Source organism: Pseudomonas sp. HS6, assembly GCF_023375815.1.
In the GTDB taxonomy this organism is placed as follows: Bacteria; Pseudomonadota; Gammaproteobacteria; order Pseudomonadales; family Pseudomonadaceae; genus Aquipseudomonas.
In genome coordinates this window covers 2,302,739-2,315,198 of record NZ_CP067412.1, presented here as the reverse complement: position 1 = coordinate 2,315,198, position 12,460 = coordinate 2,302,739, and the positions used below count along the sequence as shown (strand labels likewise).

Genomic DNA, 12,460 nt, shown 5'->3' with positions numbered 1-12,460 from the left:
TTGCCGCGTATGTACAATCCAAGGAGTTTTCTATGCGCTGGAGCAATCCTCTCGCTCAGCTTTGTGTATGTGCCAGCGTGATGCTGGTGCCGTTCGCCGCTAACGCCGCAACGGAAGAAGACCCTTGGGAAAGCGTCAACCGTCCGATCTTCCAGTTCAACGATTTCGTTGACACCTACGCGCTGAAACCACTGGCGCAGGGCTACGAGTTTGTAACTCCGCAATTCCTGGAAGACGGCATCCACAATATGTTCCGCAACGTCGGTGACATCACCAACCTGGCGAACAACATTCTGCAAGCCAAGCCTGCCGCCGCCGGCGTTGACACCGCACGCCTGATCTTCAACACCACCTTCGGTCTGCTCGGCTTCTTCGACGTCGGCACCAAGATGGGCCTGCATCGCAGTGACGAAGACTTCGGCCAGACCCTCGGCTACTGGGGTGTCAGCAGCGGTCCGTACGTGATGTTGCCGTTGCTGGGTCCAAGCACTCTGCGTGACGCGCCGTCCAAGTACGTCGACACCTACACCGCGCCTTACCGCTACATGAACGACATCCCGGCGCGTAACACCATCTACGGTCTGAACATCGTCGACACCCGCGCCAGCCTGCTGTCCAGCGAGAAGCTGATCAGCGGCGACAAGTACACCTTCATCCGCAATGCCTACCTGCAAAACCGCGAGTTCAAGGTCAAGGACGGTCACGTCGAAGACGATTTTTGATCTCGATTGATCGACATGAAGGGGCGACCGCGAGGTCGCCTTTTTTGTGGGCGCGTCCAATGATTGGGTTACGGTTGAAGCCGTTCTTATAACTGCGAGTGATTTGACAAACAAAGTCTCCAAGCGACCATCGGCGCATGCTTGAAACGCCTCTCGGATGGGAGTACCGTCTGCGCCTTAGAAGGGCACCTCTGGTGCAACCGTGTACAGGGCCAACGCTCTGAAACGGTGCAGCAGAGAGGCTAGAAAGCGAATCCAGTAGTCTGCGCCGGGCCGTTGCCCCGCCTGCTACGCCAACCTAATTCTGGCGCCGTTTGCCCACATGCCAAAAACCAGTGCCACGCTGCTGATAATCGATGATGACGAAGTAGTGCGCGCGAGCCTCGCGGCCTACTTGGAAGACAGTGGTTTCAGCGTCTTGCAGGCCAGTAACGGCCAGCAGGGTCTTCAGGTATTCGAGCAAGACAAGCCCGACTTGGTCATCTGCGATCTGCGCATGCCGCAGATGGGCGGTCTCGAACTCATCCGTCAGGTCACCGAGCGGTCACCACAGACTCCTGTGATCGTGGTTTCGGGTGCCGGCGTGATGAACGACGCGGTCGAGGCCCTGCGCCTGGGCGCGGCGGATTACCTGATCAAGCCTCTCGAAGATCTGGCCGTGCTCGAGCACTCCGTGCGCCGGGCCCTGGATCGTGCGCGCCTGCTGCTGGAAAACCAGCGCTACCGCGAGAAGCTGGAAAAGGCCAACCGTGAGCTTGAAGCCAGCCTGAACCTGCTCCAGGAGGACCAGAACGCCGGTCGCCAGGTGCAGATGAACATGCTGCCGGTGAGCCCGTGGACCATTGACGAGTTCAAGTTCGCCCACCAGATCATTCCGTCGCTGTATCTGTCGGGTGATTTCGTCGACTATTTCCGGGTGGACGAGCGTCGGGTCGCGTTCTATCTGGCGGATGTTTCGGGCCATGGTGCCTCATCGGCGTTCGTCACCGTGCTGCTGAAGTTCATGACCACGCGCCTGCTGTTCGAGTCCAAGCGCAATGGCACCTTGCCGGAATTCAAGCCTTCGGAAGTCCTTGGTCATATCAACCGGGGGCTGATCAGTTGTAAGCTGGGTAAACACGTCACAATGGTCGGTGGAGTCATCGACGAGGAGACCGGTTTGTTGACCTATAGCATCGGCGGCCATCTGCCGTTGCCTGTGTTGTACACGCCTGACAGTGTTCGCTACCTCGAGGGGCGTGGCCTGCCCGTGGGGCTTTTCAATGAAGCCACCTACGAAGACCACGTGCTCGAGCTGCCACCGACATTCAGCCTGACGCTGATGTCTGATGGCATTCTGGATCTTTTGCCAGAACCCACACTCAAAGAAAAAGAAGCTGCCTTGCCCCAACGGGTCAAGTCGGCGGGCGGCAGCCTGGATGGCCTGCGGCAGGTTTTTGGATTGGCCACGCTAGGGGAGATGCCGGATGATATCGCCTTGTTGGTGTTGAGCAGGAATCTTTAATGAGTACCGGTAGAATCCAGTTCGCCGAGCAGGACGGCACCTTCGTCCTGAAGTTTGTCGGTGAAGTTCGCCTGACCCTGTGTTCGGCGTTGGATGCGACTATTGAGAAGATCTTCACCGCGTTGAATTTCAACGCGATCGTGATCGATCTGACCGAAACCCGCAGCATCGACAGCACCACGCTGGGCCTGCTGGCCAAGCTGTCGATCCTGTCGCGGCAGAAGGTCGGCCTGCTGCCGACCGTGGTCACCACCCACGACGACATCACCCGTCTGCTGCAATCGATGGGTTTCGAGCAGGTGTTCAATATCGTCAACCATCCCGTGCCTTGCCCGGAATGCCTCGATGACCTGCCGGATCAGGATCAGTCGGAGGAAGTCGTGCGGATCAAGGTGCTCGAAGCGCACAAGATCCTCATGGGCCTGAACGACTCCAATCGCGAAGCCTTCCATGATCTGGTGAATGCCCTCGAAAGGCATTGATTCACCCGCCATCAGGCACAAAAAAGGGCGAACCTGTGAGGGTTCGCCCTTTTTGCGTTTGCCGTCAGCCCGTTACAGCTTGGCTTGCAGCAGCGCCTCGAGTTTTTCCTGGTCACGGGCAAACTGACGAATGCCTTCGGCCAGTTTCTCGGTGGCCATCGCGTCTTCGTTGGACAACCAGCGGAATTGCGATTCGTTGAGGCTCAGACGTGCTTCGCCGGCGTGACCCGGGGCCAGTTTGCGCTCCAGTTTGCCGGTATCGGCTGCCAGCTTGTCGATCAGGTCCGGGCTGATGGTCAGGCGGTCGCAGCCGGCCAGTTGCTCGATCTGGTTCAAGTTGCGGAAGCTTGCACCCATGACCACGGTCTTGTAGTCATTGGCCTTGTAGTAGTTGTAGATGCGCGTCACGGACTGCACGCCCGGATCATCGGCACCGGTGTAGTCGTTGCCGTTGGCCTTCTTGTACCAGTCGTAGATGCGGCCCACGAACGGCGAAATCAGGAACACGCCGGCATCGGCGCAGGCAGCGGCCTGAGCGAAGGAGAACAACAGGGTCAGGTTGGTCTGGATGCCTTCCTTCTCCAGCACTTCGGCGGCGCGGATGCCTTCCCAGGTCGACGCGATCTTGATCAGCACGCGGTCGCGGCCAATGCCGGCCTTGTCGTACAGCTCGATCAGGCGGTGCGCACGCTTGAGCATCGCGTCCTTATCGAACGACAGGCGTGCATCCACTTCAGTGGAAATGCGGCCCGGGATCACTTTGAGGATTTCCTGCCCCACCGCGACGCCAAAGCGGTCGCTGGCCAGGCCGACATCGCCCTTGCAGTCGCGAACGGCAGCGTTCAGCAGTTCGGCATAGGCCGGAATGGCCGCGGCCTTGAGGAGCAGGGAAGGGTTGGTGGTGGCGTCGACCGGTTTGACCCGGGCAATCGCTTCGAAGTCGCCGGTGTCGGCAACCACGGTGGTGAATTGTTTGAGTTGTTCCAGCTTGGAAGTCATGAGCGTGCTCTGTCCTATGGGTCTGACGACATTACCCGAGCGCTGACGGCCACTCAAGGGCATGTGAATGTATCGATTGCCCCGTGGGCAACAACCTGAAAACGGCTGTTTGAATGATCGGGGCGCGATGTCGATAAATTCGATGCCAAAACCGGCCACAGGTTCAAGGCATCTGACCGTCAGTACTCGGTGAGCCGACTGATTACAGAGGGTTGAGCTCTGATTTAACCGTGACTTCCGCAGGTTTCGGCTGGCCGTCGGCGTTCAACATGCCGAAGTTCCTTTCCCGGTCATTACTGCCCGACTCCGTGTCTTTCCATTCGTAAATCGATGTCAGCGGGATGTTGAGCTTTTTCATGTCGTTGACGAACGCGCCGATTTTGCTGGCCTGCCCTGCATTCCCGCCGTTGGAGGCGAGTGACGACACGCCCCATTCACTGATGACGCCTGGCAGGTGGAATTTCTGCTGGATGAACGTCTGCGCGTTGCTGATCTGCGTCGTGGTCATGCCGTACGGGTGATAGGAAATCGCACTCAGGCATTTGGGGTAAGCACTGACGATGCTGTTCAGCGCCACGGTCGATGCCGAGCTGTCACTCGGGGGCCGGGCGAAGCCGAAGCCGATCAGTGGCGTTGCGGACGGGTTTGCCTGCAGCGTCTTACACATGGCGGTCATGAAGGGCGCGAACGTGGTGCTGAAATTGCCGGTCGGCCAATAAGTGTCCAGGTCCGGCTCATTCCATATCTCGATCGCGACCAGTTGTGGGCCGTACTCTTTCTCCAGGGTCGTCACTGAGTGAGCGAACGCCTCTCCGGCCGAGGTGAAATCGCGGTTGTTGCCGGGTGCAGAGGTCAGCGCCTGGGTCGAGCGTACGGTCAGCAGCACCGGCAGGCCGGAAGCCCGGGCGGTCGCAAAGGCATCGTTGACCTGTTTTTGATAGCTGGGGTCACCCAGGCTGTCCGTCCAGACACCAAAACGCACGAAACCCAGGCCTGCCGCTTTAATCTTTGCAGCGTCGGTGGGGGAGAAGGTCTGGATCTTGACCTGCACGCCAATGGTCTTGTTGGCGGCCAGTTCAGGGAACAGTTCAGTGGCGTGAACCAGGCTGGTGGCACCGAGCATCGACAGGGTCAGGGCGGCAAGCTGTTTGAGGTGTGTTGATTTCATTTCTGTGTTCCTTGTTAGAAATGACACGGGCCATTGGTTATTGCATCGCGCGTTTTTTAGAGCATCGCAAAGGCACAAAGTGCAGCAATGTTATTTTTTGTCGGAAAACTTCGATCGGGAAAATATCCTGAAAATCACAGTTATTTTTAGTCCGGTAATTCTGGTTGGGTGACTTCTAAACCCCGTGGTACTTAATGCATCGGTATTAACAGGCGAATCTATTTCCGCGTGCAGGAAAGTCCGGTGGGTTCATTTCAATCCACACGGCATGTTGGCCGATTGACATTACACGGGAATGTAAACCTTGTTCAGAAAGATCCTTGTCGTCTGCGTGGGCAATATTTGCCGAAGTCCGACAGCTGAACTGTTGCTGCGTAACGCGCTGTCGCCCTCGACGATCACGGTTACCTCCGCAGGCCTGTCTGCACGGGTTGGCGAGTCCATGGAGAGAACGGCCCGCCAAGTGCTGGAAGACCGTGGGCAGAGCGCCGAGGGGTTCAAGGCACGGCAACTGACAGCAGACATCGTCAATGAATCAGACCTGATTCTGGTCATGGAAAAAGAACATGTAAAACAAGTACTGAAGATTGCCTCTCACGCCAGGGGCAAAGTGTTTCTTCTCGGCAAGTGGCAGAACGAGCGAGAAATACAGGATCCGTATCGTCAAGGGCAGGCCGCTTTTATTCATGCCCATGCATTGATTGAAGATGCTGTTGGCTCATGGGCACAACGCCTCGGGCATTGATGAATATTCTTCAGAACAGTGAATGGTAAGAAAGACTTATGCAGTTACCGTCAGTAGTCGGCACCCGTGACAACGATCAAGACAGTATTGATCTTCTCGGTATCTTTGGCAGTTTGATCGATCAGAAATGGTTGATCGGAGCCTTCACCGGCGCGTTCATGATGACCGGCGTTGCCTATGCGATTCTGGCCACACCGGTGTATCTGGCCAACGCGCTGGTACAGGTCGAACCGAAGAAGAACGACATGCTTGGCTTCTCCGATCTCAACAGCATGCTGGGTGGCCAGTCACCGTCCGTGACCGAGATCGGCATCATCAAATCCCGCGCGGTGATCGGCAAGACGGTCGACGATCTGCGCCTGGATATCGATGTCACCCCGAATACTTTTCCGCTGATTGGCGGGTTTCTCGCCCGTCGCTATCGCGGTGAGACCGAACTCAGCGTCGCACCGCCGCGTTTCGGCCTGAACAGCTACGCCTGGGGTGGTGAGCGCCTGGAATTTGCCAGGCTCAATCTGCCCAAAGAACTGCTGGGCAAGAAACTCAGTCTGATCGCCGGCGAACAGCATCGCTTCCAGCTGTTCGATGACAACGACAACCTGCTGGCAGAAGGCGTTGTCGGCGAAACCTTCGCACAGGACGGCGTAGAAGGGCAGATCACCCAGCTGTTGGCCAACCCCGGCACCCGTTTCGAAGTGGTGCGCTACCCACGGATCGTGACCATTCAGGGGTATCAGGACGCGCTGGATATTTCCGAGCAGGGCAAGGAGTCGGGGATCATCCGTCTGGCCCTGGCCAGCAGCGACGCCGCTGAAGCGGTGAAGATCCTCAACAAGATCGCATCGCTCTACGTGGATCAGAACGTACGTCGCACTTCTGCCGAAGCCGCACAGAGCCTGGCCTTTCTGCAAAGCCAGTTGCCACAGGTCAAACGCGACCTGGCCAAGGCCAGCGATGCGCTCAACGCCTACCAGACTCGCGGCAAGACCGTGAATATCTCCCTGGAAACCCAATCGGTGCTCGGCCAGTCCGTCGCGCTCGAAACGCGGATTTCCGAGCTGAAACTGCAACAGGCGGAGATGGATCGCAAGTTCACCAAACAGCATCCGGCCTATCGTGCGTTGATGACCCAAATTGGTGAGTTGACCCAGCAACAGCGGTCGCTGGAAGGCAAGGTCCAGGACCTGCCGGCCACGCAACAGGAACTGCTCAACCTGACCCGCGATGTCGAAGTCGCTTCGCAGATCTACACCCAGTTGCTGAACAAATCCCAGGAGCTGGACATCATTCGCGCCGGCGCCGTGGGCAACGTGCGGCTGGTGGATACGGCGGACGTCGACCTGACCAGCCCGGTCAAACCGAAGAAAGCCCTGATCGTGCTGATCGCAACCTTCCTCGGTGCCTTTGTCGGCGTGGCGCTGGTGTTGTTGCGCAAGTCCCTGAGCAAGGGGCTGGAAGGGCCGGAAGCCATCGAGCAGCTCGGTCTGCCGGTCTATGCGTCGATTCCCTACAGCGCCCTGCAACAGGAAGAGGACACCAAGAAAGTCCGCGCCAAAGTCACGGTGGACACCCCCGCGTATCTGCTGGCCCTGCGCAATCCGACGGACCTGTCCATCGAGTCGATCCGCAGCCTGCGCACCTGCCTGCATTTCGCGGCGCTGGATTCGACCAACAACCGCATCATGATTTCCGGCCCGAGCCCGCAGGTCGGCAAGACCTTCGTGTCTTCCAACCTCGCGGCAGTCATGGCGCAGAGCGGGCAGCGGGTGGTGCTGATCGATGCCGACATGCGTAAAGGGCATCTGCACAAGTCGCTGAACACGCCGATCACCAATGGTTTGTCGGACCTGCTGGTCAAGCGTTGCACCCTCGAACAGGCGATCAACAAGGTCGAAGTCGACAACCTGCATTTCATCAGCCGTGGCCAGGTGCCGCCCAATCCTTCCGAGCTGTTGATGCACGCCAATTTCCGCGAACTGTTGGCGGAACTCAGCGAGCGATACGACGTGGTGATCATCGACACGCCACCGCTGCTGGCGGTGACGGATGCGGCGATTGTCGGTCGCGAAGCGGGCATCAGCCTGATCGTCGCGCGCTTCGGGGTGAACCCGGCCAAAGAGATCGAACTGACGATTCGCCGCTTCGCCCAGAACGGCATCGAGTTGAAAGGCGCGGTGTTCAACGGCGTCGAGAAGCGCGCGGCCAGTTACTACGGCAACGGCAGCTACGGCTATTACAACTACGAATACGCGTCCGACAAGTCCTGAAAATCAGCGATTGTCCTTACCGGCAAGAAAGTGGGTGAGTTGTGAAAAAAATACTGCACGTGGCTGAAACGATCAAAGGTGGCGTAGCGACGGTAATCCGCACGATTTCCGCGTCTCCGGAAAACTACGAGCTGGTGTATCTGGTGCCGCAGGATCAGGAAAAGGAACTGCACGGCATCGCGCCGCAGCAGATCCGCACGTTTGCCCGGACCGGGCGCAATGTGCCGTCGCTGCTGCGTTTCGCCTGGCGACTGATGCAAGTGATGCTCAAGGAAAAGCCTGATGTCGTGCACTTGCACAGCACATTTTCCGGGGTGATCGGGCGTTGCGTGTGCGTGCTCCTGCGGCCGTGGCGCAAACCGAAAATCGTCTATTGCCCGCATGCCTTTTCGTTCCTGATGGAAAGCTCGCCGATCAAACAAAAAGCCTATGCGTGGATCGAGCGGGTGTTGCAGAAGGTCACGGACACGATCATTTGCGTCAGCCAGTACGAGTTGGACAAAGCGGCGGCGTTCGGTATCGAGCGCAAGCGCATGCGGCTGATCTACAACGGCATCCACACCAAGGATGACGCGCGCAAAGCTGAGGATCCACAACCGATCCATCTGCTGTTTGTCGGTCGACTCGACTATCAGAAAGGCTTCGACGTGCTGCTCAAGGCCTATGCCAAGACCGGACGCAACGACCTGAAACTGACGGTGGTCGGCAGTGCGGTCAACGAGGCGACAGTCGAGTGCCCGCCAATGGACGGCGTTCAATACCTGCCGTGGGTCACGCCGGCCGAAGTCAACGCGCTGTATCAGCAGGCCGATGCACTGATCGTCCCGAGTCGCTGGGAAGGCTTTGCGATGGTACCGCTGGAAGGCATGGCGCTGGGCTTGCCGGTGATCGCCAGCGACTGCACTTCGCTGCCCGAACTGGTCACTCACGGGGTGTCCGGCTACGTGTTCCCCACCGGTGACCACCACGCGCTGGCCGAGCGCCTGAAGCAGATCCAGAAACCCGCGTTGTCGGTCCTTGGCCTCGAAGGTCGACGCATCGTCCGCGAGCGCTTCAGCGCCGCGTTGATGATCCGCCAGACCTACGACGTGTATTCCGCTCCCTCTTATTAAGTAGAACTTCGCTCATGAACGTAACGATTTTGCATGGCTACAGTGCCTCCAATTCCGGCGATGGTCTGCTGGTCGATCTGGCCATTGCGCTGGTGCAGCGCAACTTTGGCGAGGACACCGCGATCAGTGTCGTGGCTTCCGATCCGGACTCTTTCAAATACCTGCCGCACCCGCGCTTCGATGCGCCGGTCATGGCAGCCAAGGGCCTGGGCCGGGTCAAACAGGCGGTATTCCTCAACCAGTCCTATGCCGGGCTCGCGGATCTGTTGAAAAAAACCGATCTGATCGTCGGTGTCGGTGGCGGCTACATGCGCTCCAAAAGCGCCTTTGAACACATCAAGCTGAAACTAGGCCACGCCAAGCAACTGGAAACGGCGATCCTCAGCAAAGTGCCGTCGGTGTACCTGCCGCAAAGCATCGGGCCGTTCCACGGCGAGAGCGACAAGATTGTCGGGCACTACGCCAGCGCCGACGCAGTATTCGTGCGCGATAACCGCTCCTCGGCGTTGTTCGATGCCTGCGAAAATGTCTACCGCGCACCGGACCTGGCGGTGCAGGCCCTGGCCGGCAAAATCCTTCAGCAGCCCAAGTTCACTCGCTGCGCTTCGACGCCGGCCACGGTGTGCGTGGTGCTGCGCAAACCGCCGGCATGGAGCAAGGAAAAGAAGCTCGCCTACGTGGCTAACTTGAAAGTGCTGCTACAGCGTTTGAAGAACAAAAGCAAAGTGGTCTGCGCGGTGCAGAGCGCTGTGCGCGGGAATGATGACGGCGCGTTCTATCGCGAGCTGGGCATCACCGAAGACCTGCTGCCGTTGAAGGCCACGCTGGCCAAGTACCAACCGGACCTGGTGATTTCGGTGCGCCTGCACGGCGCCATCGAGTCGTTGTTGTCCGGGGTGCCGGCGTACCACATCAGTTATGAACGCAAAGGCTTCGGCGCCTATCAGGATATGGGCGTCGAGGACTGGGTGATCAACGGCGGCGACATCAATGTCGACACCATCATCGACACGGTTTTCGCGCCGAACGCGCTGTCGGATTTCGGCAAACGCCTGACCGACACCTGCCGTGAAATCGAGGCGAAAACCGTGGCCATGGACGACATCATCAAGGGCGTCATTCGATGATATTCCGCTTGTTGCTGCGGGGCGGAGCACTGGGCGCGAAGTTCTTGCTGGTGCTCGCCATCACCCATTACCTCGGTTACGAGGCGCTGGGTTTTTACGGCGTGGTGGTCGCAGCGTCGTTGATCGCGTCGAAGTTTTACAGCGTCGGTTTCAGCTCCGAGATCAATCGGCTGATCAGCGTCGGCGGCAGTTCGAAGCGCGTCGTCGACAAGGTTCTTCTGCTGTACCTGGCCGTGGGGTTGCTGTTGTCGGTGGTGACAGTGCTGATTTATTCACTGTTCCAGCAGGTTGAGGCGACGACGGCATTGATCGCCTGTGTGACGCTGGTGCTGCTGACCGAGCACCTGTCGTTCGAGATCAACTCGTTCGTGTTTTCCGCGCAGAAAGCCACCGCGGGTGCGCTGCTTTTCTTCATCAAGACCGGTCTTTGGGCACTGCTGGCCGTGGGCGGGATGATGCTCGGCTGGGTGTCCGGGATCGCCAGCGTGCTGTGGCTGTGGGTCATCGCCAACGTGTTGGTGATCGTCGCCGGTTACCTGATCGTGGTGAACGTTCATCGTGGGCGCGAAGAGGGGACGCTGGCGACAGCGACCGTGTGGAAAGCCGGGCTGCCGTTCTATCTGGGCACCGGTCTGATCGCGTTGAGTCAGTACGCCGAGCGCTTTCTGATCATCGATCTGGAACCCTACGCCAGCCTGGGTAAATACGTGTACGCCTGGTCGGCGGCCAACACTTTGCAGGCGTTGTCCTACGCGGTGGTGGCGGTGGTTGGCATTCCGCTGCTCGCCAAGCGTTATCAGGCGGATCAACAACCGTTTACGGTCACCCAGTTGTTCGTCAACAAATGGGTCGCGCGTTCGTTGGTGGTGTCGGCCGGGGTCGCGGCGCTGATTTACCTGTTCTTCAATGTCGTGCTCGATTACGTCGGCGCAGCGGTGCCGCGTCCGGACAACGGCATCCTTGGCGTGCTGATCTTTTCCTTTGCCCTGCGCGCCATTGGCGACATCGTCTGGGGCGGTTTGATCGCCTCGAAAAACAGCCGGGTGTCCCTCGCCAGTTCGGCCATTTGCCTGCTGATTTCGGTGCCGGTCAGCTACCTGCTGATCAAGCATTATTCGATCTACGGCGCGGCTTGGGGCAACGTCTTCGGGATCATCGTGCAGCTCGGCGTGATTGCGTTGTTGACCCGTGCGACGCGCGCGAAAAAGGCTGTCGTGTCATGGGCCTGAAACTGCCGTGCATCGAGTTTCGTGGCAAGAAACTCGACTCGTCGCTGTCGTTCCTGATCCTGTTCACCGGCCTGTTTCTGTCGGTGGCCATGCCGCTGCTGATCCCCCGCGATCCCGGCCCGGATGCGATGACGTTATGGTCGTCCTATGCCCGGGCCGACAACTGCAATTTCTGGAACCCGTTCTCGCCCGATCGCTCGTCCTACGAGTGTTCGGCGTTCCTGCTGCGGCCCACAGGAATCAACCTGACCAACGCCTGGGCCTACGGGATGTTCTGCAATTTCTTCCTCACGGCGATTCCCGTGGTGGTGTTCCGGCGCATGCCGTTGGCGATCTTCGGCACGCTGTGTCTGTGGGGCATCGTCCGCTCGTTTTTCCTGGAAAACCTGACCAAGGAAATCATCGTGTCGGTGGCGGTGCTGAGCATTTTGTTCAGTTCGCTGACGCGCAAATATCGCGGCGGATTTTTCCTCTCGGCGGTGATCTACGGCGTGCTGATCCGGCCCTACTGGATTCTGTTTTCGCTGTCCTGGGTCGGCGTCTGCGTGATGAAGAAGTACGTGTCGCGTGTGACCTTTTTCCTGATGCTGTTCCTGTTTTACCTGGCGGTGGCCATGGCGATTCAGTTGGCGCTGGGCTTTCCGGTGTCGTCGATTCGCGCCAGCAACAACGAGCTGCGCACAGCGGGCGAGGAGGGTTCCAAGTCGCTGATCGTCTCGTGGCTCAGCGGCAGCGACTTCGTTTCGCAGGCCCTGGATTCGATGATCATCTTTTTCCGATTGTCGTTCCCGGTGGAGCTGATCCTGCTGTCCGGGCCGGGTCAGGTGATCTTCGTGGCGTTGATGATCATGACCGCGCTGCTGCTGTTCAAAGTCATCACCTCGACCGATTACAAAGGCGCGCCGATCCAGACAAAACCCAAGGAGTTGATCGCGATTCCGTTGGCGTTTCTGCTGGTTCAAGGCTTGTTCGAGCCGGACTTCGGCTCGTTCGCCCGACATTTCTCGATGGTGGTGCCGGTGCTGTTCGTGGGCCTGGGGTTGATGCTGCGGGCGAACAAACCGGTGCAGGTCGAGTCAAGAATTCTGAATTGAGGCGGGTGCTT

General features: G+C 58.6%; 11 protein-coding genes. 9 read left to right on the top strand and 2 right to left on the bottom strand.

Annotation, left to right across the window (positions count from 1 at the left end; genetic code table 11):
* The first annotated feature begins 32 nt into the window (after positions 1-32).
* The 3 genes from JJN09_RS10685 to rssC all read left to right on the top strand — a co-directional run bounded on the left by JJN09_RS10685 (position 33) and on the right by rssC (position 2,708).
* On the top strand, positions 33-722 hold the full coding sequence (locus tag JJN09_RS10685; protein ID WP_249490092.1) for a VacJ family lipoprotein: 690 nt from the start codon (positions 33-35) through the stop codon (positions 720-722).
* 322 nt (positions 723-1,044) lie between these two features.
* Positions 1,045-2,226, top strand: a complete 1,182-nt coding sequence (gene rssB / locus JJN09_RS10680) for a two-component system response regulator RssB (protein WP_096822070.1) — start codon at positions 1,045-1,047, stop codon at positions 2,224-2,226.
* Positions 2,226-2,708: an anti-sigma factor antagonist RssC gene (gene rssC / locus JJN09_RS10675; protein ID WP_042560140.1), complete on the top strand. Its 483-nt coding sequence runs from the start codon at positions 2,226-2,228 to the stop codon at positions 2,706-2,708. The genes rssB and rssC overlap by 1 nt, the downstream gene beginning before the upstream one ends.
* A 72-nt stretch (positions 2,709-2,780) precedes the next feature.
* Here rssC and tal read toward each other — a convergent pair whose 3' ends face one another.
* A complete protein-coding gene (tal, locus tag JJN09_RS10670) occupies positions 2,781-3,707 on the bottom strand; it encodes a transaldolase (protein WP_096822069.1) in 927 nt (308 codons plus the stop codon).
* A gap of 202 nt (positions 3,708-3,909) precedes the next feature.
* On the bottom strand, positions 3,910-4,875 hold the full coding sequence (locus tag JJN09_RS10665) for a cellulase family glycosylhydrolase (protein ID WP_249490091.1): 966 nt from the start codon (positions 4,873-4,875) through the stop codon (positions 3,910-3,912).
* A 304-nt stretch (positions 4,876-5,179) separates the two neighbouring features.
* Here JJN09_RS10665 and JJN09_RS10660 point away from each other — a divergent pair, with 304 nt between their 5' ends.
* The 6 genes from JJN09_RS10660 to JJN09_RS10635 are packed head-to-tail and all read left to right on the top strand — an operon-like array spanning position 5,180 to position 12,449.
* Positions 5,180-5,620, top strand: a complete 441-nt coding sequence (locus JJN09_RS10660) for a low molecular weight protein-tyrosine-phosphatase (RefSeq protein WP_249490090.1) — start codon at positions 5,180-5,182, stop codon at positions 5,618-5,620.
* Positions 5,621-5,658: 38 nt separating this feature from the next.
* Positions 5,659-7,887, top strand: a complete 2,229-nt coding sequence (locus tag JJN09_RS10655; RefSeq protein ID WP_249490089.1) for a polysaccharide biosynthesis tyrosine autokinase — start codon at positions 5,659-5,661, stop codon at positions 7,885-7,887.
* A 41-nt stretch (positions 7,888-7,928) separates the two neighbouring features.
* Entirely contained in the window at positions 7,929-8,999 is a 1,071-nt protein-coding gene (locus JJN09_RS10650) for a glycosyltransferase (protein WP_249490088.1), read from the top strand.
* A 14-nt stretch (positions 9,000-9,013) separates the two neighbouring features.
* Positions 9,014-10,126 carry a polysaccharide pyruvyl transferase family protein gene (locus JJN09_RS10645; RefSeq protein ID WP_249490087.1) on the top strand — a complete coding sequence of 371 codons (1,113 nt, stop codon included), beginning with the start codon at positions 9,014-9,016 and terminating at the stop codon, positions 10,124-10,126.
* The gene (locus JJN09_RS10640) at positions 10,123-11,355 is read left to right on the top strand and encodes a phosphoribosylaminoimidazole carboxylase (RefSeq protein WP_249490086.1); all 1,233 of its coding nucleotides are present in this window, start codon (positions 10,123-10,125) and stop codon (positions 11,353-11,355) included. The genes JJN09_RS10645 and JJN09_RS10640 overlap by 4 nt, the downstream gene beginning before the upstream one ends.
* On the top strand, positions 11,346-12,449 hold the full coding sequence (locus JJN09_RS10635; protein ID WP_249490085.1) for a hypothetical protein: 1,104 nt from the start codon (positions 11,346-11,348) through the stop codon (positions 12,447-12,449). The genes JJN09_RS10640 and JJN09_RS10635 overlap by 10 nt, the downstream gene beginning before the upstream one ends.
* Positions 12,450-12,460: the final 11 nt, after the last annotated feature.

Bases quoted from the DNA above. Each gene is read 5' to 3' on its own strand.
- JJN09_RS10665 (WP_249490091.1), bottom strand. From the start codon at position 4,875: ATGAAATCAACACACCTCAAACAGCTTGCCGCCCTGACCCTGTCGATG.
- JJN09_RS10645 (WP_249490087.1), top strand. From the start codon at position 9,014: ATGAACGTAACGATTTTGCATGGCTACAGTGCCTCCAATTCCGGCGAT.
- JJN09_RS10655 (WP_249490089.1), top strand. From the start codon at position 5,659: ATGCAGTTACCGTCAGTAGTCGGCACCCGTGACAACGATCAAGACAGT.
- tal (WP_096822069.1), bottom strand. From the start codon at position 3,707: ATGACTTCCAAGCTGGAACAACTCAAACAATTCACCACCGTGGTTGCC.
- JJN09_RS10640 (WP_249490086.1), top strand. From the start codon at position 10,123: ATGATATTCCGCTTGTTGCTGCGGGGCGGAGCACTGGGCGCGAAGTTC.
- rssB (WP_096822070.1), top strand. From the start codon at position 1,045: ATGCCAAAAACCAGTGCCACGCTGCTGATAATCGATGATGACGAAGTA.
- JJN09_RS10685 (WP_249490092.1), top strand. From the start codon at position 33: ATGCGCTGGAGCAATCCTCTCGCTCAGCTTTGTGTATGTGCCAGCGTG.
- rssC (WP_042560140.1), top strand. From the start codon at position 2,226: ATGAGTACCGGTAGAATCCAGTTCGCCGAGCAGGACGGCACCTTCGTC.
- JJN09_RS10635 (WP_249490085.1), top strand. From the start codon at position 11,346: ATGGGCCTGAAACTGCCGTGCATCGAGTTTCGTGGCAAGAAACTCGAC.